The organism is Allobosea sp. TWI1241 (assembly GCF_039673065.1).
Classification (GTDB): Bacteria; Pseudomonadota; Alphaproteobacteria; order Rhizobiales; family Beijerinckiaceae; genus Allobosea.
The window spans coordinates 48,610-69,579 of sequence record NZ_JBDJKW010000012.1 but is presented as its reverse complement, the minus strand read 5'-3'; the positions used below and the strand labels follow the sequence as shown (position 1 = coordinate 69,579).

19 protein-coding genes are annotated in these 20,970 nt (G+C 71.4%); 9 read left to right on the top strand and 10 right to left on the bottom strand.

Annotated elements, in window-relative coordinates:
* Window positions 1-25 precede the first annotated feature (25 nt).
* Together ABE438_RS15490 and ABE438_RS15485 are read left to right on the top strand one after the other, a co-directional pair.
* On the top strand, window positions 26-445 hold the full coding sequence (locus ABE438_RS15490) for a hypothetical protein (protein ID WP_346503542.1): 420 nt from the start codon (window positions 26-28) through the stop codon (window positions 443-445).
* Window positions 446-462: 17 nt separating this feature from the next.
* Window positions 463-1,329: an aldo/keto reductase gene (locus tag ABE438_RS15485; protein ID WP_346503541.1), complete on the top strand. Its 867-nt coding sequence runs from the start codon at window positions 463-465 to the stop codon at window positions 1,327-1,329.
* 40 nt (window positions 1,330-1,369) lie between these two features.
* Here the strand turns inward: ABE438_RS15485 and ABE438_RS15480 are convergent, their stop codons facing one another.
* Window positions 1,370-2,305 carry an acetamidase/formamidase family protein gene (locus tag ABE438_RS15480; RefSeq protein WP_346503540.1) on the bottom strand — a complete coding sequence of 312 codons (936 nt, stop codon included), beginning with the start codon at window positions 2,303-2,305 and terminating at the stop codon, window positions 1,370-1,372.
* Between the two features lie 323 nt (window positions 2,306-2,628).
* Between ABE438_RS15480 and ABE438_RS15475 the strand changes: the two genes are divergently transcribed.
* On the top strand, window positions 2,629-3,729 hold the full coding sequence (locus ABE438_RS15475) for an AbrB family transcriptional regulator (RefSeq protein ID WP_346503539.1): 1,101 nt from the start codon (window positions 2,629-2,631) through the stop codon (window positions 3,727-3,729).
* On the opposite strand, the gene ABE438_RS15470 is transcribed toward ABE438_RS15475, so the two are convergent.
* Entirely contained in the window at window positions 3,695-4,885 is a 1,191-nt protein-coding gene (locus tag ABE438_RS15470) for a glycosyltransferase (protein ID WP_346503538.1), read from the bottom strand. The genes ABE438_RS15475 and ABE438_RS15470 overlap by 35 nt on opposite strands.
* A 143-nt stretch (window positions 4,886-5,028) precedes the next feature.
* On the opposite strand from ABE438_RS15470, the gene ABE438_RS15465 reads away from it, so the two are divergent.
* Complete coding sequence (locus tag ABE438_RS15465) at window positions 5,029-6,048, top strand: glycosyltransferase family 2 protein (protein WP_346503537.1); 1,020 nt, start codon at window positions 5,029-5,031, stop codon at window positions 6,046-6,048.
* A gap of 27 nt (window positions 6,049-6,075) precedes the next feature.
* Here ABE438_RS15465 and ABE438_RS15460 read toward each other — a convergent pair whose 3' ends face one another.
* Window positions 6,076-8,232: a transglycosylase domain-containing protein gene (locus ABE438_RS15460; RefSeq protein ID WP_346503536.1), complete on the bottom strand. Its 2,157-nt coding sequence runs from the start codon at window positions 8,230-8,232 to the stop codon at window positions 6,076-6,078.
* Window positions 8,233-8,548: 316 nt separating this feature from the next.
* Here ABE438_RS15460 and ABE438_RS15455 point away from each other — a divergent pair, with 316 nt between their 5' ends.
* The gene (locus tag ABE438_RS15455) at window positions 8,549-8,944 is read left to right on the top strand and encodes a DoxX family protein (protein WP_346503535.1); all 396 of its coding nucleotides are present in this window, start codon (window positions 8,549-8,551) and stop codon (window positions 8,942-8,944) included.
* Between the two features lie 94 nt (window positions 8,945-9,038).
* Here the strand turns inward: ABE438_RS15455 and trxA are convergent, their stop codons facing one another.
* From trxA to ABE438_RS15435, 4 genes are all read right to left on the bottom strand, one after another.
* The gene (gene trxA / locus ABE438_RS15450) at window positions 9,039-9,359 is read right to left on the bottom strand and encodes a thioredoxin (RefSeq protein WP_346503534.1); all 321 of its coding nucleotides are present in this window, start codon (window positions 9,357-9,359) and stop codon (window positions 9,039-9,041) included.
* Window positions 9,360-9,520: 161 nt separating this feature from the next.
* The gene (locus ABE438_RS15445; protein WP_346503533.1) at window positions 9,521-10,795 is read right to left on the bottom strand and encodes an allantoate amidohydrolase; all 1,275 of its coding nucleotides are present in this window, start codon (window positions 10,793-10,795) and stop codon (window positions 9,521-9,523) included.
* A gap of 77 nt (window positions 10,796-10,872) precedes the next feature.
* Window positions 10,873-11,619 carry an SDR family NAD(P)-dependent oxidoreductase gene (locus ABE438_RS15440; protein ID WP_346503532.1) on the bottom strand — a complete coding sequence of 249 codons (747 nt, stop codon included), beginning with the start codon at window positions 11,617-11,619 and terminating at the stop codon, window positions 10,873-10,875.
* A gap of 109 nt (window positions 11,620-11,728) precedes the next feature.
* Window positions 11,729-13,186 carry an undecaprenyl-phosphate glucose phosphotransferase gene (locus ABE438_RS15435; RefSeq protein WP_346503531.1) on the bottom strand — a complete coding sequence of 486 codons (1,458 nt, stop codon included), beginning with the start codon at window positions 13,184-13,186 and terminating at the stop codon, window positions 11,729-11,731.
* 320 nt (window positions 13,187-13,506) lie between these two features.
* Here ABE438_RS15435 and ABE438_RS15430 point away from each other — a divergent pair, with 320 nt between their 5' ends.
* Genes ABE438_RS15430 through ABE438_RS15415 form a run of 4 tightly spaced genes read left to right on the top strand, consistent with a single transcriptional unit; the run spans window position 13,507 to window position 17,022 of the window.
* A complete protein-coding gene (locus ABE438_RS15430) occupies window positions 13,507-14,313 on the top strand; it encodes a WecB/TagA/CpsF family glycosyltransferase (RefSeq protein WP_346503530.1) in 807 nt (268 codons plus the stop codon).
* The gene (locus ABE438_RS15425; RefSeq protein WP_346503529.1) at window positions 14,310-15,233 is read left to right on the top strand and encodes a DUF6492 family protein; all 924 of its coding nucleotides are present in this window, start codon (window positions 14,310-14,312) and stop codon (window positions 15,231-15,233) included. The genes ABE438_RS15430 and ABE438_RS15425 overlap by 4 nt, the downstream gene beginning before the upstream one ends.
* A 56-nt stretch (window positions 15,234-15,289) precedes the next feature.
* A complete protein-coding gene (gene hrcA / locus ABE438_RS15420; RefSeq protein WP_346503528.1) occupies window positions 15,290-16,372 on the top strand; it encodes a heat-inducible transcriptional repressor HrcA in 1,083 nt (360 codons plus the stop codon).
* Window positions 16,369-17,022 carry an ankyrin repeat domain-containing protein gene (locus tag ABE438_RS15415; protein WP_346503527.1) on the top strand — a complete coding sequence of 218 codons (654 nt, stop codon included), beginning with the start codon at window positions 16,369-16,371 and terminating at the stop codon, window positions 17,020-17,022. Before hrcA ends, ABE438_RS15415 begins: the two co-directional genes overlap by 4 nt.
* Before the next feature lie 7 nt (window positions 17,023-17,029).
* On the opposite strand, the gene recF is transcribed toward ABE438_RS15415, so the two are convergent.
* The 3 genes from recF to dnaA all read right to left on the bottom strand — a co-directional run bounded on the left by recF (window position 17,030) and on the right by dnaA (window position 20,874).
* Complete coding sequence (recF, locus tag ABE438_RS15410) at window positions 17,030-18,157, bottom strand: DNA replication/repair protein RecF (protein WP_346503526.1); 1,128 nt, start codon at window positions 18,155-18,157, stop codon at window positions 17,030-17,032.
* A gap of 12 nt (window positions 18,158-18,169) precedes the next feature.
* A complete protein-coding gene (gene dnaN, locus ABE438_RS15405) occupies window positions 18,170-19,288 on the bottom strand; it encodes a DNA polymerase III subunit beta (protein WP_346503525.1) in 1,119 nt (372 codons plus the stop codon).
* Window positions 19,289-19,422: 134 nt separating this feature from the next.
* Entirely contained in the window at window positions 19,423-20,874 is a 1,452-nt protein-coding gene (gene dnaA, locus ABE438_RS15400; protein ID WP_346503524.1) for a chromosomal replication initiator protein DnaA, read from the bottom strand.
* Window positions 20,875-20,970 lie beyond the last annotated feature (96 nt).

Below are 20,970 nucleotides of genomic sequence, written 5' to 3'. Positions count from 1 at the left end.
CCGGCGCACGCCTCCAGGAGACGCCATGCTGCTTCCCGGTCTGACCCAGCTGGCCCTCCTCCTCGCCTGCGGCCTGCTCGGCGGCTGCGTCGGCGGCGGTGAGGCGATGCGCGGCGACGGGCCGGTGGACATCGTCAGCTCCGGCACGCCGACGCTGATGCCGCAGACCTACATGACCATGGACCGGCGCTGCCGGCCGCAGCCGCGCCCGAGCGCGGTCGTCACCGAGCCGCCACGGCATGGCCGCGTGCGGATGCTGACCCGCGACGCGGCGGCGGTCTACGGTCCCGGCGCCTATGCGCATTGCGATGGGCGGATCGGCCGCTCGCTCGCCTTCGAATACACCAGCGCGCCGGGCTATCGCGGGCCGGACGGCTTCGCCGTCAGGGTCCGCTACACCGATGGCGAGACGCGCACCGGCCGCTTCGCCATCACGTTGCGCTGAGGCACGGGAGAGCAGAAATGGGTGCAGGCACGAACGCAGGGACGGGCCATCGCTTCGGCAGGAACGGCGAGCCGGTCTCGCGCATCGGCCAGGGCACCTGGAACATCGAGCAGGCTGCGCGTGCCGAGGCGATCGCGGCGCTCCGCCGGGGGCTGGACCTCGGGCTCGGCCATATCGACACCGCCGAGATGTATGCGTCGGGCGAGGCCGAGGCGATCACCGGCGCGGCGATCGCCGGGCGCCGCGACGAGGTCTTCCTCGTCTCGAAGGTTCTGCCCCACAACGCCTCGCGCGCCGGCACGATCGCCGCCTGCGAGCGCTCGCTGAAGCGGCTCGGCACCGACAGGCTCGACGGCTACCTGCTGCACTGGCGCGGCGAGCATCCGCTGGAGGAGACCTTCGCCGCCTTCGAGCGGTTGCGCGAGGCCGGCAAGATCCTGTCCTGGGGCGTCAGCAATTTCGACGTCGACGATCTCGACGAGGCGCTGGCCGTCGCCGGGCCCGGGCGGATCGCCTGCAATCAGGTGCTCTACCATCTGCGCGAGCGCGCCATCGAGCACGCGGTGCTGCCCTGGTGCGCCCGCCACGGTGTGGCGCTGGTCGCCTACAGCCCGTTCGGCCAGGGCGATTTTCCCGCGCCCGGCTCGGCGCAGGGCGCGGTGCTGGCCGACATCGCCGCCGCCCATGGCGCCACCGCACGCCAGGTGGCGCTCGCCTTCCTGACCCGCGACGGCGACCGCCTCGCCATCCCCAAGGCGGCCAGCCCCGCCCATGCGCAGGACAATGCCGGCGCGCTGGCGCTGGTGCTCACCCCAGACGAGATCGCCCGCATCGACGCGGCCTTCCCCCGCGGGCCGAAGCCGCGCTTCCTGCCGATGCTCTGAGGCCGCGCCAGGAAGCGCCGGTCGAGGCGCCGCGCCGGGCTTACGGCACCAGCGTCTTGGGCAGCATGCAGTGGATGCCCTTGGAGCCGTTGACCGTCTGGGTGACGCGCAGGTCGGCGGCGAGGCTGCAGAGCATGTAGGCCTCCTCCCGGCTCAGCGCCGTGCGGGCGGTGATCAGGCCGATCATCTCGCGCAGGGCGTTGCGGGCGCAGACGTCGAGATCGGGATCGATGCCCATGGTGACGTGATGGGTGGGCGTCTCGGCGCGCGGCACCTCCAGCGTCATGTCCTCGCGCAGATGGAACTCGAAGGTGCCCTCCAGCATGGTCTCGATCGCCGTGACGCAGACCTCGCCGTCGCCCTGGGCGCCATGGCCGTCGCCGCAGGAGAACAGCGCGCCCTCGACGAAGACTGGCAGGTAGAGCGTCGCGCCGGGGCGCAGCTCCTTGTTGTCGAGATTGCCGCCGAAGGCGCGCGGCACCAGCGAGGTCTGGCGGCCCCAATGCGCCGGCGGGGCGGTGCCCATCACCCCGAAGAAGGGCGCCAGCGGCAGCTCCATCCCCCAGGGCAGGGTGGCGACGCCGCGGGCGGCGTCGAGGCCGATATGGCGGAAGGTGAAGGCGTCGAACTCGTCCGGCAAGGTGCCGCCGAGCGGCTTGATGAAGGTGTAGCCGAAATCGGTGCGCGGCTTGACCTCGCGGATGCGGACCTCGAGCACATGGCCGGGCTTCGCCCCCTTCACCGCCACCGGGCCGGTGAGGATGTGGCCGGGCAGCATGCGCTCGCTGTCGCGGTGGACCGCATGGATCTCGGGCGGGATGGTGGCGTTGCCCTCCGGCAGCGTCTCCGGCCCGCCGGTCAGGGTGCGGATGGTGACGCTGTCGCCGCTCTCGATCTCGATGGCCGGCTTCAGCCTGGCGTCGAAGAAGCCCCAATGGCAGGTGGCGGGGGTGGCGTCGAGTTGGTGATGGGTCATCGGCTATCCTGTCCGGCGGCGCGAAGGCGTGGCACGCCGGAAACGATGGCCGCCGGCTCACGCTGCGGCAAGCGCGTTCGCCGCAGCGGCGACCGGCGCCTCCCGCAGGAGTTCAGACGACACGGCCGCTGCGCGTCGGATGCAGCCGCCGCATTCGCCAGCCGGCCCTGCCAAGCCCGGACGCTTGCCCTATAGATCGGCCCTGCCCCGCCGGGGCGCCGGATAATCATCCATCCTTCCTGGATCGGCTGCGGCAGGCGACCGGGCCGGGCTCGCCCGGCGCCGCCGGCCCTGACCGACAGCAGCGGAACGCGGACGAGACGATGCGGGACCTGTTCGCAGACGCGGTCGACGGCGTGCGGGCGCTGGCGCCGGGGCGCTTTCCCTGGCGCCGCTTCCTGCTCGCGCTGGCGCTCGGCGTGCTCGGCGGCTTCCTATTCGTGCAGGGCAGGCTGCCGCTGCCCTGGATGCTGGGCTCGATGGTGTTCTGCACCGCCGCCGCCATCCTGCGCGCGCCGGTGGCCGCACCCGGCGTGATCCGGCCGCCGATGACGGCGGTGATCGGCGTGCTGCTCGGCTCGGGTTTCCGGCCCGATCTCGTGGCGCAGCTGCCGAACTGGCTGCCGACGCTGGCCGGCCTCGTGCTGTTCATGGCGAGCTGCGCGGTCTGCTGCGTCGCCTATTTCCGCCGCGTCGCCGGCTACGACCCGGTCACCGCCTTCTTCTCCGGCATGCCCGGCGGCCTCCTCGAAATGGTGATCGCCGGCGAGGAGAAGGGCGGCGACGCGCGGGTGATCGCGCTGATCCACTCCGCCCGCATCCTGCTGGTGGTGATGACCCTGCCCTTCATCGTGCAGTGGATCGAGGGCGTCTCGCTCGGCGTCACCCGCGCCTCGGGCCCCTCCATGCTCGACACGCCCGTCATGGGCTGGTTCTGGCTCGTCGCCTGCGCGGTGCTCGGCGTGATGCTGGCGCATGCGCTGCGCATGCCGGCCAAACAGCTGCTCGGCCCGATGATCGTCTCGGCGGCGGTGCATGTCGCGGGGCTGAGCGACTCGGTGCCGCCCTTCGAGATCGTCAACCTCGCCCAACTCATTCTCGGCGTGACCATCGGCTGCCGGTTCGTCGGCACGCCGCCGCGGGCGATCCTGCGCATCCTGGCGATCTCGGCCGGCTCCACCGCGATCCTGGTGGTGCTGACGCTGATCTTCGCCTTCGCCGTCGCCCATGTCTCGCGCTATGCGCCGGTGCCGCTGATCCTGGCCTATTCGCCGGGCGGTCTGGCCGAGATGAGCCTGATCGCGCTGGCGCTGCACACCGAGGTCGCCTTCGTCGCCGCCCACCACATCATCCGGGTCTTCCTGGTGATGATCGGCGCCGGGCCGCTGTTCAGGCTGACCGGGCGGATCGGCGGCGGGCGATAGCGGCGGCGAGCCCCTGCTCCAGCGCCGCCGCGAGCGCCGCGCGCTGGCGGGCTATGAAGGCTGTGCCGTCGCTGCGCACCAGCATGCCGGCCTTGGCCTCCGCCACCGTCGCGACCAGCGCCGCGGCGAAGGCCTCGGGCGTATCGGCCAGACGGAAATTCGCCGGCAGCTCGGTGAAGCCGCGGCAGGAGAGCGGGGTGGCCACCGCCGGCGCGCCGAGCTGCATCGCCTCGATGGTCTTGAGCTGCACGCCGGTGCCGGCCCGGCTCGACAAGGCCAGCACGCGGCAGGAGAGCAGGAAATCACGGGCATCCGGCACGCGGCCTAGCAGGCTGACCCGCGCCGGCGGCGACGGCATGTCGGGCGGCAGCCGGCCGGCGACCGCGATCGAGAGATCGGCCGGCAGCAGCGGCACCACCGCGCGCAGGAACCAGTCCAGCCCAGTGTAGTTCGGCATCCAGGTCCAGGTGCCGATCATGCCGATGTCGAAGGCGGGCGCGACGGGCTCGGCCGGCAGCCGCACCGGCTCGCCCGAGACCAGCGGCAGCACGGCCGACTTGCCGGCGCGCTCCGGGCCGAGCGCGGCGCGATCCTCCTCGGCCAGCGTCCAGACGAAATCGGCCTCGTCCCAGAGCCGGCGCTCGATGCGCTCCAGCAGGCGCGCCTCGCGGGCGAAGAGCATGCGCATCGGCAGGCTCGCCGCATTGGCGGCGTTCTGGCGGGCCGAGACATGCTCGACATTGTGCTCGACCAGCACGCAGGGGCCGAGCCGGGTCAGCTCGGGAAAGGCGCCGGGCAGCATCACCGAATTCAGCACGATGACATCGAAGGGCCCCTGTGCCGCCACCGCAGCGACCAGCCGCCCGCCACCGGCGAGGCGCAGCTTGGCGCAGGCCACGGGGATGCCGTCCCGCAGCGCCCTGCCGAGCCAGCGCAGCTTGCGCGCCGGCGAGGCGACCGCGTTCTCGATGTCGACCGCGTCGATCACCACCGCCCCGTCGGGCTCGGCCGGGACCTCGCCGGGACGCACGAAGCCGAAGGCCACGACCTCGTGCCCGGCCTCTCGCAGCGCCGAGAGGATCGCGGCATTGGCGATCTCGAAGCCGGTATCGGGCTTGGCGACGGGCACCAGAGCGGTCAGGAAGGCGATGCGCACGATGTCGGCTCCGGAAGGGGTTCCCGGACCAAGCGGCAGGCGGGCGGCGGGGTCAAGGGCCGGCCGGGCCGCGTCGCAAACGATCCCTTAAAGCGAATCGCGTCCTGTCCGGGCCGGGCCGGCGGACGCCCGTGGAGCGGATGATGACGGAACGCGGTGCGGCGGCGATCGGCGGCTTCGACAGGCCGGAGAGCTTCGAGGTCGTCGCCCAATCGGCGCCGGAGCTGCTGGCGACGGTGCACACGGCGGTCTGCGTGCCGACCTTCAAACGGCCCGACATGCTGGAGCAGACCCTGCGCTCGCTCGCAGCCCAGCGCGATTGCGGCCCCTTCGCGGTGATCGTGGTCGAGAACGAGGGCGCGCGGCGCGAGGGCGCCGCCCGGGCCAGCGCGCTGCTCGCCGAAGGCCTGTTCGAGGGGCTGGTGATCGTCGAGCCGCGCCAGGGCAACTGCAAGGCCTACAATGCCGCCTGGCGCTGCGCGTTGAGCCGCCTGCCGGCACTGCGGCAGATCGCCGGGATCGACGACGACGAGGAGGCCGAGCCCTTCTGGCTCGCCGCCTTCCTGCGCGCCGCCGAGACTGCGCCGGCCGAGCTGTTCGGCGGCTCGGTGACGCCGCGCTTCGAGGATCCGACCAAGGGCTGGCTCGGCGCGCATCCGATCTTCCGCTCGCATTACGATCGCAGCGGGCCAGTGCCGATCCTCTATTCCAGCGCCAACTACCTGATCCGCCGCGAGGTGCTGGAGCGGCTCGGCCATCCCTTCCTCGACGAGCGCTTCGACTTCACCGGCGGCGGCGACAGCGATTTCTTCGCCCGCGCGGCGGCGGCCGGTTTCCGCTTCTGGTGGGTGCAGGAGGCGGCGCAGCGCGAGACCATGCCGGCACGGCGCACCCAGGGCGACTGGATCAGGGCGCGCGGCTATCGCAATGGCGCGATCTCGGCCCGGATCGAGCGCGGCCGCCATCCCGGCCGGCTCGGCGGGGCGCGCGTGCTGGCCAAGAGCCTCGCTCTGCTGGCGGCAGCGCCGCTGCGCGGGCTCAAGCTCGGGCTCGAGACGCGCTCGGCGACGATCGGGCTCTATCATCTCCAGGTGGCGCTCGGCCGGCTCGGCAGCGAGTTCGGCCTGGGCCACGAGCAGTATCGGGCGCCCGAGGCCAACTGAGCCGACGGCCGCCGGGGAGGCGACCCCTCAGCCGCCGAAGAGCCGCTCGAAGAAATTGCGCTCCTGCGGCGGCGGCGGCGTCCAGACACGGTCGCCCTCGGGCGCACGCGGCGCGACGCCCGCCACCGGCTCGCCCGGCTCGAAGATCGACTTGGGCTGGCTGTGCCAGAGGCCTCCCGGCAGCGGCGCGGGCTGCTGGCCAGCATGGGCCGCCTTCATGAACTTGCCCCAGATCTCGGCGGGCAGGCCGCTGCCATAGACCCGCTTCATCGGCGAGTTGTCGTCATTGCCGACCCAGACCGAGGTGACGACGCGGCTGGTGAAGCCGACGAACCAGGCGTCGCGGAAGTCCTGGCTGGTGCCGGACTTGCCGCCCATCTCCCAGCCGGCGAGATTGACCTTGCTGCCGGTGCCGGCGCGCATGGTCTCGTTGAACATGGCGTTCATCATGGCGAGGTATTGCGGCTGCACCACCTCGCCGAGCGCCGGCGGCTTGCGGCCGTAGAGCAGCTTGCCGGCGGTGGTCTTCACCTCGCGGATGACATAGGGCAGCACGCCCTGCCCGCCATTGGCGAAGCTGGCGAAGGCGCCGGTCAGCTCCAGCGCCGTGACCTCGGAGGTGCCGAGCGCCAGCGAGGGATTGGCCTGCAGCGCCGAATTGATGCCGAGGCGCTGGGCGACGCGCACCACCTCGCGCGGGCCGACCTCCTGGTTCAGCTTCACGGCGATGGTGTTCAGCGACAGCGCGAAGGCGGTCTTCAGCGTCACCGGGCCGCGGAAGGTGCGGCTGTTGTTCTCGGGCGCCCAGCCGCGGATCGAGACCGGCGAATCGTCGCGGATCGTGTCCGGCGTCATCCCGGCCTCGATCGCGGCGAGATAGACGAAGGGCTTGAAGGCCGAGCCCGGCTGGCGCCGTGCGACGCTGGCGCGGTTGAACTGGCTCTTGGTGTAGTCACGGCCGCCGATCAGCGCCCGCAGCGCGCCGTCCGGCGCCATCGAGACCACTGCGCCCTGGCTGGCGCCGAGCTTGCCGCCCTGGGCGTTCAGCGTCTCGACCAGGACGGTCTCGGCGGTCGACTGCAGCTTGGGATCGATCGTCGTCAGCACGGTGACGTCGCCCTCGATCGCGCCGATGAAGTCGTCGAGCACGTCCATGACGTAGTCGGCGGCGTAGTTCACCGAGCCGGCGCCGATGCGCTCATGCGCCTCGGCCGGCGCGCCGAGCGCGTCCTTGGCGGCGGTGGCGGAGATCAGGCCCTGGTCGACCATCGCCGCGACCACGAGCTGGGCTCGCTTCTCGGCCGCCTCGGGATTGCGGTTCGGGGCGAGGCGCGAGGGCGCCTGCACCAGCCCGGCCAGCATCGCGGCCTCCGCCACGGTGACCGCGCGCGCCGACTTGTTGAAATAGCGCTGGGCCGCCGCCTCGACGCCATAGGCGCCGGAGCCGAAATAGACCCGGTTGAGATAGAGCTCGAGGATCTGCTGCTTGGTGTAGGTCCGCTCCAGCCAGAGCGAGAGGATCGCTTCCTGGATCTTGCGGGCCGCGGTGCGCTCCTGGGTCAGGAACAGGTTCTTGGCGAGCTGCTGGGTCAGCGTCGAGCCGCCCTGCACGCCGCCGCGGCGGCGCAGATTGTTGACCAGCGCGCGGCTGATGCCCATCGGGTCGATGCCGAAATGGTCGTAGAAGCGCCGGTCCTCGATGGCGACGAAGGCCGCCGGCAGATAGGGCGGCACCTCGCCGAGCGTGATCGTGCGCCCGCCGGTCTCGCCGCGATTGGCGAGCAGCGAGCCGTCGGCGGCGAGGATCGCGATATTTGGCGGCCGCTTCGGCACGGTGAGCTGGTCGATCGGCGGCAGCTGGGCCGCGTGATAGGCGACGATGCCGCCGAGCCCGAGCACGCCCCAGAGGCCGAGCACGAGGCCCCAATAGGCGATGCGCCCGAGGAAGGAGCGGCCCCTGCGGCGTCCGCCGCCGCGCCCGCCACGCCCGCGCTTGGGCTGGCTCTGCCGGGGCTTGCTCTCCTGGGTGCGTCCGCGCCGCGCTGCCACCGGCTCTGATCCTCCGCCGCGATAGGGCCGATCGTCGGCGGACAGGCGGAAATCATCCTCCTCGTACCGGTCGTCGCGCACCGGCTCGAAGGAAGGCTCACGCCGTTCTCCGGCTCGTTTCGTCCGATCGTTCATTCCGCCCCGTCGAAGGCCCTGCCCGCCATGTCCCGCCCAAACGGCGACGGGCTCCAGACAGGAGTCAAACATGGCGCTTTTAAGGGCCGGTTAAGCGCAATGTCGGGCGAATGACGGCCTTACCGGCCCGCCGCGCTCCGTTCGCCTGTGCATCGCAACATTCGCGCTGCATCGCAAACGAAAACGTGAGTTGCCGCGATGTCGCAGGCGTCGGAGAAGGGCGCACCGGCGCGGCGGGATGCCAGTTCCCGAAGCATCGCATATGGTTAGGGCGCATTTTGCCGAAGCCCACCCACCAACAGGAGAGCACACGCTCATGCAGGCCCTGAATTCGCTTTCGCGCTTCGCGCCCCACGCCCTCGGGCTGCTGCGCATCGTCACCGCGGCCTCCTTCATCAGCCACGGCACGCAGAAGCTGCTCGCCTTCCCGGCGGCGCCGTCCTGGGGCATGCCCGCCGCCTTCAGCCTGAGCTGGGTCGCCGGCGTGATGGAGCTCGTCGGCGGCGCGCTGCTCGTCCTCGGCTTCCTGACGCGCCCGACCGCCTTCCTGCTCTCGGGCCTGATGGCCGTGGCCTACTTCATGGCGCATGCGCCGAAGAGCTTCTACCCGCTGCTCAACGGCGGCGAGCCGGCCATGCTGTTCTGCTTCATCTTCTTCTATCTCTTCTTCGCTGGCCCGGGCTCCTTCGCGCTCGACAACCGCGCGAAGTGAGGCGTCCGGCCGCAAGGCCGGGGCAACGACAATGCAAAAGGGCCGCTCCCTCCCGGGAGCGGCCCATAGCTTGTCGCATAGCGGGTTCCGGGCATCAGACCGCCGAGGCGAAACACCGGCTGAGATCGCTCTTGGGGGCGGCGCCGACCTTCTGCGAGGCCAGCTTGCCGTCCTTGAACAGCATCAGGGTCGGGATCGAGCGGATGCCGAACTGGGCCGGGACGGCCTGGTTCTCGTCGACGTTCATCTTGACGATCTTGACCTTGCCTTCCATCTCGCCGGCGATCTCCTCCAGCGCCGGGCCGATCATGCGGCAGGGGCCGCACCACTCGGCCCAGAAGTCGACCACGACGGGCTCGCTCGACTTGAGGACGTCCGCCTCGAAGCTCGCATCGGTCACCTTGCTCGTCGCCATGGCTCGCAGCCTTTCAATCTCGTAAGCGCGGCACCAGCGCCGCCTGTCGCCCGCGAAGCTATGAACGGCGGCAGGACGGGTCAAGGCTCGCGCCGCCGCCGGCAAGGCGGGGGCGCGCCCAGCGCAAGCCTGGCCGCGAACGGGCCAGCATGCCGGCCGGCTCAGCCGGGGATGGCGGCGCCGTCGCGGCGGGCGAGCTCGAGCACGGTCTCGATCATCACGCGCACCGCGATGCCGGCGTCGAGCTCGCTCATCGCCTCCAGCGGCGAATGGCTGATGCCCTTCTCGCAGCGCACGAACAGCATGGCCGCGGGGCAGATCCGCGCCATCGCCATGGCGTCGTGGCCGGCCCCCGAGGGCAGGCGGCGCGCCGAGAGGTTGGAGCCGGTCCGGGCGATGCCGGCGGCCAGCGCCTCCTGCAGCTCGGCCGCCATCGGCGTCGCCTCCTCGCGCGAATAGGGCACGATCTCCAGGCCGACGCCGCGGCGCGCCGCGATCTCGCCGAAGCGGGCGCGAATCGCCGCCTCCATCGCGGTCACGGTCTCGCCGAGCGGGGCGCGGAAATCGATGGTGAACTCGACCGCGCCGGGCACGACATTGGTGGCGCCGGGATCGGGCCGGAAGACGCCGACCGTGCCGACCGCCTGGTCGTGTGCGACGGCGATCGCCTCCAGCGCCAGCGCCATCTCGGCGGCGGCGGTCAGCGCGTCCTTGCGCAGCGCCATCGGCACGGTGCCGGCATGGCCGGCCTCGCCGGTGACGCGCACCCGGGCCCGGCACTGGGCGTTGATGGTGGTGACGATGCCGACCGCCTCGCCCTCCGCCTCGAGCACCGGCCCCTGCTCGATATGCACTTCGAGATAGGCGCGGATCGCGCCCGGCGGCCGGGCGAGCGCGGCGATGCCAGCCGGATCGCCACCGAAGGCGACGAGCGCGTCGCGCAGGACCACGCCGTCCGCGTCGCGCGAATCGAGCCAGGCCGCGTCGTAATGGCCGGCGAGCGCCGAGGAGGTCGAGAGCGAGGTCGGGAAGCGCACCGTCTCCTCGTCGCCGAAGGCCACCACCTCCAGCGCGAAGGGCAGCACGATGCCGGCGTCGCGGATGGCCTGGGCGGCGAGGATGCCGGCGATCACGCCGAGATTGCCATCATAGCGGCCGCCGTCGCGGACCGTGTCGATATGCGAGCCGATGACCACGGCGGGCAGGCCGGGGCGCGGGCCCTCGCGGCGGCCCTGCACCGAGCCGGCGGCGTCGATGAAGGCGGTGAGGCCCGCGACCTCCATCGCGCCCTTGGTGAACTCCGCCGCCTGCCGGTGGGCCGGCGACAGATAGAGCCGGGTCAGCTTGCCCGGCTCGTCGCTGAAGCGGTTGAGACCGGCGAGCGCGGCGAAGGCGCGCGCGCCGAGGACGGAGGCGGAAGGAAGGACTGGGCTCATGCCGGTACCCTAGAATCGGGAGCCGGCCGGTGGCCAGCCCCTTCCGCCATCCGTCGCAACCGAGCGGGACGCCGCCGTCAGTAGGTGGCGCGACCGCCCGACAGGTCGAAGACCGAGCCGGTGGTGAAGCTGTTGTCGGCCGAGGCGAGGAAGGCGACCATGGCGGCGGCCTCCTCGACCTGCAGGAAGCGGCCGCGCGGGATCCTGGCCAGCATGTAGTCGATGTGCTGCTGGGTGATCTGGTCGAAGATGCGGGTCTTGGCCGCAGCCGGGGTGATGCAGTTCACCGCGATGTCCTTGTCGGCGACCTCCTTGCCGAGCGACTTGGTCAGCGCGATCACCGCCGCCTTCGAGGCCGAGTAGACCGAGGCGCCCGGGTTGCCTTCCTTGCCGGCGATCGAGGCGACGAGGACGAGGCGGCCGTAATTGCGCGCGATCATGCCGGGGATGACGGCGCGGCAGCAATGCATCGTGCCGTCGACATTGACGCGCATCACCTTGTTCCAGGCGTCGAGCGGGTATTCCCAGGTCTTGTGGATCGGCCCGGCGATGCCGGCGCTGGTGACCATGATGTCGATGCGCCCGAGGCGGGCCTCCAACGCCTTGGCGGCCGACTCGACCGAGGCATAGTCGGCGACGTCGACGCCGACGCCGGTCACGCCCTGGCCGATCTCCGCGGCGGACTTCGCCGCCAGATCGCCGTCGAGATCCCAGATCTCGACCTGCGCGCCGCTGGCCACGAACCGCTCGACCACCGCCCGGCCGATGCCTTGCGCTCCACCGGTGACGACGGCGACGCGACCATTCAAATCGATTTGATTCATTGCAGTGACGCCCCTCCCTTCGGGCAGGGCGGAGCCTAGCGCAAACGGCGGCGCTGCGAAGCCATCATTTCACGGGGCGGGGTTGCGTCCGGCCGGGCCGGGCGCCGCCTCAGCGCGCGTTGCGGAAGGCCTTGGGGCTGAACACGGTGCGCAGCAGGATGCCGAGATCGAGCCAGAACGACCAGTTGTCGATGTACCAGTGGTCGAAGGCGACGCGGCGTTCCATCTTGTCGTCGGTATCGGTCTCGCCGCGCAGCCCGTTGACCTGCGCCCAGCCGGTGATGCCGGGGCGGACATTGTGGCGCCGGGCATAGAGCGCGATCTTCAGCTGGTACTCGCGGTCATGGGCGAGCGCATGCGGCCGCGGGCCGACCAGCGACATCTGGCCGGCGATGACGTTGAGCAGCTGAGGCAGCTCGTCGAGATTGTAGCGCCGCAGCACCGCGCCGACGCGGGTGATGCGCGGATCGTTGCGCTTGGCCTGGCTGACCACCTCGCCGTCGTCGGTGGTGGTCATGGTGCGGAACTTCACGATGCGGAAGGGCTGCTGGTTGAAGCCGTAGCGGCGCTGCAGGAACAGTACCGGCCCGCGCGTCTCCAGCCGCACGGCGAGCGCGACCACCAGCAGCAGCGGCAGGCTGGCGACGAGGATGGCGCTGGCGGCGAGCACGTCGAAGACGCGCTTGGCCATGATCTCGGCCAAGGAGAGCGCCGGGCGAGTCAGGCGCAGCGAGGCGAGCGTGCCGACGCGCACGATGCGCGGGCTCTCGAACCGGTCCATCACCCGCTCCGGCGTCAGATGGATCGCGACCGGCAGGTTCATGAAGGCGTCGACGCAGGCGTCGATCGTCTCCTGGTCCGACCAGGGCAGCGCGATGAAGACGGCGTCGGGCTTGAGGGCGCGGGCGCGCGCCGCGGCGCTGGCGAGGTCGGCGGCGAGGGCGGTGGCCGGATCGTTGATGCGGCGGGCGTCGTTGCTGCGCAGGAAGGCGACGTCGGCGATGGCGAAGCCGACATTCCAGGGCTGGTGTCGCGCCACGAAGGACATCACCTCCTCCTCGCGCCCGATCAGGAAGACGCGCTCGGCGGTGATGCGGCCGGTCTTGCTGGCGAGAGAGACCGCCCGGACGATGCCCGAGCGCGCGAAGGCGACCAGCGGGATGCCGGCGAGGTAGGTCACGATCACCACGGCGCGCGAATAATGGTCGACGACCTTTGCCAGGAAGACGAAGGCGATGAAGGCGACCATCGTGACGTTCCAGACCGCGAAGGCCTGGCGCATCTGCCCCTTCACCGCAAGATAGTTGGCGAGCTGGTAGCGGCCCCGCAGCGCGTTGATGAACACGAAGATCGCCGCGATCATCGAGGCGAGCTCGAGCGTCACCCGGTAGGCGCCCGGATGGCCATAGGCCACGAGGTGATAGGCCACCGAGGACAGGCCGACCACGACCAGCACCAGCATCAGGTCCACGAGCGCGGTGGCGGGGCCGATCCAGTGCCGCCAGGCATTGGCGCGATCGTCGGACCGCAGGCTCCCGCGATAATGCAGGTCGTCGAGGGTGGTCATGACAGGATCCGTTCCGGCCCGACCGACCCGAAGCGGCACAATCGCCTGCCCGGTCGGCTCGCCTGCGTGCCGCAGCGCAAAGCCGGTGCCGGAGCGGCACCACGGCGTTCTGACCGGAAGCGGCACGCAAACCGGCGCGACCAGCGCCAGGCGACAGCGAAGGCCGCCAGGCCCGTCCCGAAACGGGACAGCCGCCGCAACGCTCTGGAAACCACGTGGACATCATGTACATACCCGCCCTTGACCCCGCGCGCCCCGCGTCCCACATGCGCGGCAACGGGCGATCTGCGCGCCGACGCGCAGCCCCGCGGGCCCCCAAGATGAACGCGCTTTCCGTGACCCACCCGACGCTCGGCCGCTCGCGCGGACCGCACCCGTCCGAACCGCCGCGCGACATCGCCGGCGTCCAGGTCGCGGCCCTGTCGCGCGCCGATGCGGTGCAGAGCCTGACCGAGGCGATGGACGAAGGCCGCTTCCTGCGCCTCGCCTTCTCGAACGCCAATCTGGTCAACCACGCCGCGCGCGACGCGACGCTGCGGGCGCAGCTCGCCGGCTTCCTGATCCTGCCCGACGGCGTCGGCATGGACATCGCCTCGCGCCTGCTGCACGGCAGGGGCTTCCCGGCCAATCTCAACGGCACCGATTTCATCCCGGCGCTGCTGGCGGCCCAGCCGCGCGGGCGCCGCGTCGCCCTGCTCGGTGGACGGCCCGGCGTCGCCGAGCGCGCGGCCGAGGTGCTGCGCCAGGCCCATCCGGCACACGACTTCACCGTGCTCGGCCCGGGCTATTTCTCGCAGGCCGAGGAAACCGCGCTGCTGCGCCGGCTGGAGGATGCCCGGCCGGACCTGCTGCTGGTCGCCTTCGGCAATCCGCGCCAGGAGCGCTGGATTGCGCGGCATCTTAGCGCCGCCCATTGCAGCATCGCCGCCGGTGTCGGCGCCTTGTTCGACTTCATAGCCGGCGACATTCCGCGCGCGCCGGAGACGATGCGCCGCCTGCGGCTGGAATGGCTGTTCCGGCTGGCGCGCGAGCCGCGCCGGCTCTGGCGGCGCTATGTCGTCGGCAATCCGCTCTTCCTGGCGCGTGTCCTGATCCACAAGCTGCGCACCGGCCGAAGCCGGCGATGAGCCGCAGCTACGCCATCGCGACGCCGAGCCATGCCGGGGACTTCGCGCGCTGCCGCCTGCTCTGCGCCAGCATCGACCGCTATCTCTCCGGCCACAGCACGCATTACCTCCTGGTCGAGGATGCCGACCTTCCGCTGTTCAAGCCGCTGGCCGGCCCGCGCCGCACCGTGCTACCGGAATCGGCGCTGCTTCCCGCCTGGCTGAAGGCGCGGCCCGATCCGCTCAGCCTCGGCCGGCGCCGGGTCTGGACCGGTCTCGGCGCGCTGCGCCGCGGCGTGCCGCCGCTGCGCGGCTGGCACGCGCAGCAATTGCGCAAGCTCGCCTTGCCGCTCGCCATGCCGGAAGACGTGGTGATCTTCGCCGATTCCGACATGATGTTCCTGCGGCCCTTCGACCTCGCCAGCCTGTCGCAGGGCGAAGCGGTCAGGCTCTACGTCAAGCCGGGCCACATCCGGGCCGAGATGACCGAGCACGCCGCCTGGTGCCGCAACGCCGCCAGCCTGCTCGGCCTGCCTGCGCCGGCGATGCCGAGCGACGACTACATCAACAATCTGGTGAGCTGGCGCCGCGAGCATGTCGTGGCGATGCTCGCGCTGATCGCCGAGCGCGCCGGGCGCGACTGGGTCTCGGCGATCGGGCGCATGCGCCGGTTCTCGGAGTACCTGATCTACGGTTACTATGTCGACCAGGTGCTGGGGCGCGAGCGCGCCGGGCATTTCGGCGAGGCGCTGGAGCTGTGCAAGGTCTACTGGGGCGATGAGCGCGAGCCGCTCGCCGGATTGTCTAGCTTCGAGCAGGTTCTGGAGCCCGGCCAGGTCGCGGTCGGGGTGCAGTCCTTCATCGGCGAGCCGGTCGCGCATCTGCAGGCGCTGTTCGAGGCCCAGCCCGACGCAGCCTCCGCATCGCGCCGCGCCCCTTGATCGCGCCGCCGCCGCGTGGACAATAAGGCGATGTCCTGCAAGCGCACGGTCCCCGCATGAGCCTGCACCGGCCCCCGGAGCCGCCCGGCGGTCTGGTCGCGGTCGACCAGCGCTCGCGCGAGATCTTCCGGCAGATCGTCGACGGCTATCTGACTACCGGCGAACCGGTCGGCTCGCGCAACATCGCACGCCTGCTGCCGATGTCGCTCTCGCCCGCGACCGTGCGCAACGTCATGACCGACCTCGAGATGGCCGGGCTGATCTACGCGCCGCACACCTCGGCCGGCCGGCTGCCGACCGAGCGGGGCCTGCGCTTCTTCGTCGACGCGATGATGGAGGTCGGCGACCTCACGGGCGACGAGCGCGCGCGCATCGAGGCACAGATCCGCGCCGCCGCGAGCCAGCGCACGCTCGACGCCACGCTGGCGGAAGCCTCCGTGCTGCTCTCGGGCCTATCGCGCGGGGCCGGCGTCGTCGTCACCACCAAGGCGAACGCCCGCCTGCGCCATATCGAATTCGTGCGGCTCGACGCCCATCGCGCCCTCGTCGTGCTGGTCGCCGACGACGGCACGGTCGAGAACCGCATCCTCGCCCTGCCGCCCGGCCTGCCGGCTTCGGCGCTGGTCGAGGCCGGCAACTTCCTCAACGCCCGCATCGCCGGCAAGACGCTGGCCGAGCTGCATCGCGAGATCGAGGAGAGCCGCGCCGAGATGGAGCGCGAGCTCGACGGGCTGACGGCGCGACTGGTCGAGAGCGGGGTCGCGACCTCGTCGGGCCTGTCGGGCGACCGCCAGCTGATCGTGCGCGGCCAGGCCAACCTGCTCGACGACCTCAGGGCGCAGGAGGATCTCGAGCGGATCAGGCTGCTCTTCTCCGATCTCGAGGCCCAGACCGAGATGATCGACCTGCTCTCGCGGGCCGAGGCCGGCGACGGGGTGCGCATCTTCATCGGCTCGGAGAACAAGCTGTTCTCGATGTCGGGCTCCTCGATCGTCGCAGCCCCCTTCCGCGACGGCGAGCAGCGCATCGTCGGCGTGGTCGGGATCATCGGCCCGACGCGGCTGAACTATGCCCGCATCGTGCCGATGGTCGACTACACCGCCCGCGTGGTCGGGCGCCTCCTGGACGAGGGGCGATGAGGCCGGCCGCCGCCTGGCTGGCGCTCGCCCTGACGCTGACGACGGGGATGCAGGCCATGGCGGGCGACGATCTCCACGCACTGGTCGCCGCGGGCGACCTTCCCGGTATCGAGCGCGCCATCGGCAGCGGCGCCGCGCTGGATACGCGCGACGGCCAGGGGCGCACGCCCCTGCTGCTGGCGGTGGCTGAAAACCGCAGCGCCATCGCCAAGGCGCTGCTCGCCGCCGGCGCCGACCTCAACGCCCAGGCCGTCAACAGCGACACGCCCTGGCTCCTGGCCGGGGCGAGCGGGCGCAGCGAGATCATCGCCGCCATGCTGCCGCTGAAGCCCGATCTCACCCTGCGCAACCGCTATGGCGGCAATGCGCTGATCCCGGCCTGCGAGCGCGCCCATGTCGAGACGGTGCGCCTGCTGCTGACCAGCGGCATCGACGTGAACCACGTCAACGATCTCGGCTGGACCTGCCTGCTGGAGATCGTGATCCTCGGCAATGGCGGCCCGCGCCATCAGAGCGTCGCGAAGCTGGTGCTCGCCGCCGGTGCCGATCCCAATCTCGCCGATCGCGACGGCGTCACCCCGCTGGCCCATGCCCGCCAGCGCGGGCAGGACGCGGTCGCGGCGCTGATCGCGGCGGCCGGCGGCCGCTGACCACGCCTCAGGGCAACAGGTCGATGCGGCCGGGCGTGACCAGCAGGCGTTGCGCCTGCGCCGGCAGATCGCCGAACAGCGCCGGGTCCGCCCCCGTCATCCAGACCTGGCAGCCGAGATCGACCAGCCCGGCATAGAGCGCGCCGCGGCGGCGCGGATCGAGATGCGCTGCGATCTCGTCGAGCAGGACCAGAGGCGGCAGGTCGCTCATCGCCGCCACCAGCCGGGCATGGGCCAGCACCAGCCCGATCAGCAGCGCCTTCTGCTCGCCGGTCGAGCCCTGGCCGGCGGGGATGTCCTTAGCAGCGTGGCGCACGGCGAGATCGGAGGCCTGCGGGCCGGCAAGCGTGCGCCCGGCCGCCTTGTCGCGCGGGCGCATGGCAGCGAGGCGCTCGCGATAGGCGTCCTCGGCGTCGAGCGCCGGCAGGGTGGCGACGAGGTCGTCGATCTCGCCCTCCAGCCGGAGATCGGCATGCGGGAAGGGCGAGGCCTTCTCGCGCGTCGCGGCGATGATGGCCGAGAGCCGCGCCACCGTCTCGGCCCGCGCCGCGGCCACCGCCACGCCGAGCTCGGCGATCTCGCGCTCGATCGCGTCGAGCCAACGCCGCTCGCCGGGGCTTTCCTCGAGCAGGCGGTTGCGCGTGCGCAGCACCTTTTCCAGCGCGTTCGAGCGGCTGCCATGGCCGGGATCGACAGCGAGCACCAGCCGGTCGAGGAAGCGGCGGCGATCGCCGGCCGGGCCGCGGAACAGCGCGTCGAGATCAGGCGTCAGCCAGACCAGCCGGACATGGTCGCTGAAGGCGAGCGCCGAGCCCACCGGGGCGCCGTCGATGCGCGCCAGCCTGGCCCGCCTGCCCTCGGCGTCCGGCGCCTCCAGCCCGATGCCGAGGCGCGCGCCCTCCTCGGCGAGGCCGATCGAGACGGCAAAGCCGCCCTCGCCCGGCCGGCGCGCCATCTCGGCGAGATCGGCGCGGCGCAGGCCGCGGCCGGGCGCGAACAGCGAGAGCGCCTCGAGGATGTTGGTCTTGCCGGCGCCGTTCTCGCCGCAGAGCGCGACGAGCCGCCCCTCGATCGCGAGATCGAGGGCGGCATAGGAGCGGAAGTTCTGGAGGGTGAGCTGCGCGACCGCGGTCAAGAGCGCCGGCGCTCAGACCCGCATCGGCATCAGCACGTAGAGCGCGGCGGCGCCCTCGCGGTCCTGGATCACCGTGGGCGAGCCGGGATCGGCGAGCTTCAGCAGGGCGGTGTCGCCGTCGAGCTGGGCGGCGATGTCCATCAGATAGCGGGCGTTGAAGCCGATATCGAGCGGGCTCGCCTCGTACTCGACCTCGATCTCCTCGGTCGCCGAGCCGGAATCCGGATTGGTGACCGACAGCGTCATGCGCCCATCCGCCATGGAGAGCTTCACGGCGCGGCCGCGTTCCGAGGAAATGGTCGAGACGCGGTCGACGGACGCTGCGAAATCGCCCTTGTCGACGGTGAGCAGCTTGTCGTTCCCGGCCGGGATGACGCGCTGATAGTCGGGGAAGGTGCCATCGATCAGCTTCGAGGTCAGCACCACCGCGGCGGCGGCGACGCGGATCTTGGTGGCGGAGAGCTCGACGCGGACCTCGCTGTCGCCATCCTCCAGCAGCTTCTGGATCTCGGCGACGGCCTTGCGCGGCACGATCACGCCCGGCATGCCGACCGAGCCCTGCGGGGCGGCGGTGTCCACGCGGGCGAGGCGGTGGCCGTCGGTGGCGACGGCGCGCAGCAGCGGCCGGCCCTCGACCTCGATCGTGTGCAGGTAGATGCCGTTGAGGTAGTAGCGCGTCTCCTCGGTGGAGATCGCGAACTGGGTCTTGTCGATCAGGCGCTTCAGCTCGCCGGCCGGCAGCACGAAGCGATGCGCCATCTCGCCGGCGGTGATGTCGGGGAAATCGCTCTCCGGCAGGGTCTGCAGGGTGAAGCGCGAGCGCCCGGAGCGCAGCACCATCTGGCCGCTCTCGCCGGTGGTCTCGAGCGAGACCTGCGAGCCGTCGGGCAGCTTGCGGACGATGTCGTAGAGGGTGTGGGCCGGCACGGTGGTGGCGCCGGGCTCGACCACCTCGGCCGTCACGGTCTCGACCACCTCGATGTCGAGATCGGTGGCCTTGAGCTTCAGCCCCTCCTCATTGGCCCGCAGCAGCAGGTTGGAGAGGATCGGGATCGTGTTGCGGCGCTCCACGACGCGATGGACATGCCCGAGCGATTTCAGGAGCGTGGAGCGTTCGACTGTAACCTTCATGGCTCTATCTGGCGTGCTGGCGCGCGCGCCATCGGCGCGCGGCGAGAAAGAGGGCCCGCGACATTGCCGGAGCCCCGTCCCGGGCGCAAGGGCGCCCGGCGGGTTCTCTCACAGGCGAAACGCCGCGCCCGGGCTCACTCCTGCAGCATGCGCTTGAGGAGGTCGACCTCCTCGTGCAGCGAACGGTCCTCGCCGATCGCCTTCTCGATCTTGCGCACGGCGTGCAGCACCGTGGTGTGGTCGCGCCCGCCGAAGCGGCGACCAATCTCCGGCAGGGAGCGCGGGGTCAGCGCCTTGGCGAGATACATCGCGATCTGGCGCGGCTTGACCACCGCCGCGGTGCGGCGCTCGGAGAGGATGTCGGCGCGGCTGACATTGTAGCGCGTCGCCACCAGCTTCTGGATCTCCTCGATCTTGACGCGGCGCGGCTCGCGGGTGCGCACCAGATCGCGGATGGCCGCCTCGGCGGTCTCCAGCGTCACGGTGGCGCCGGTCAGCGTCGCATGGGCGAGGATGCGGTTGGCGGCGCCGTCGAGGTCGCGGCCATTGGTCGCCACGGCGCGGGCCACATAGGAGATCACGTCCGGATTGACCTGGAAGCCCTGATGCGCGGTCTTCAGCGCATCGAGCCGGCCGGTCAGGATCTCGACGCGCAGCGCCTCGTCCAGCTCGCCGATCTCGACGACGAGGCCGCCGGCGAGCCGCGAGCGGATGCGCTCGTCCATGGTCTCGAGGTCGCTCGGCAGCCGGTCGGCGGCGACGACGATCTGCTTGCCGGCGTCGATCAGCGCGTTGATCGTGTGGCCGAACTCCTGCTGGATCGAGCGGCCCTGGATGAACTGGACGTCGTCGACGATCAGCAGGTCGATGCCGCGCAGCTTCTCCTTGAAGGCGAGCGCGGTCTGCGACTTCAGCGCCGCGACGAAGCCGTACATGAAGCGGTCGGCGGTGAAATAGGCGACGCGCTTGCCGTGCTGGCGCGCATCCTGGGCGATGGCCTGGATCAGATGCGTCTTGCCGAGGCCGACGCCGGCATGGAGGTAGAGCGGATTGTAGGGCGTGGCCTCCTGCGAGGCGCCGGCGATGCGCTCGGCGGCGGCGAAGGCCAGCGCGTTCGGCTTGCCGACCACGAAGCTCTGGAAGGTCATGCGGCGGTCGAGCAGGGTGCCGCAGGCATCCATGACGTCGCGCTCACCGGCGGGGGCCGGCGCGGCCGGCGCCTCAGCCTCGACCGCGGCCGGGCGGGCCGGCGCCGGGCGCGGACGCTGCAGCGAGGCCAGGTCGGGGCGCGAGGCGGCCGCGTCGCGGGCGACCTGGCGCACGCTCAGCGAGACGCCGTGGGGGGCGTCCAGCTCGGCCATGCAATGCGCCCGCAGGCGCTCGGCGTAATGGGCCTCGAGCCAGCTCTTCAGGAAACGGGTGGGGACGGTGAGATGGGCGACGCCCTCGACCACCGCGGCGATCTCGACCCGGGCGAACCAGCTGGAGAACACGTCCTCGCCCAGCTCGGCCCGCAGGCGGCGGCGAACGCGGTCCCAGTTGTCACCGATGGCAGCCGCAACTCCGGCCTCGACGGAATCCGTCATCGTGCCCGCCCCATCGCCGCGCCCTGTCCGCTCCAGCATCTGTCTATCGCCCCGTTCAATATGTATGGCGCACCTGTGCGGTCCGGCGACGAGGCC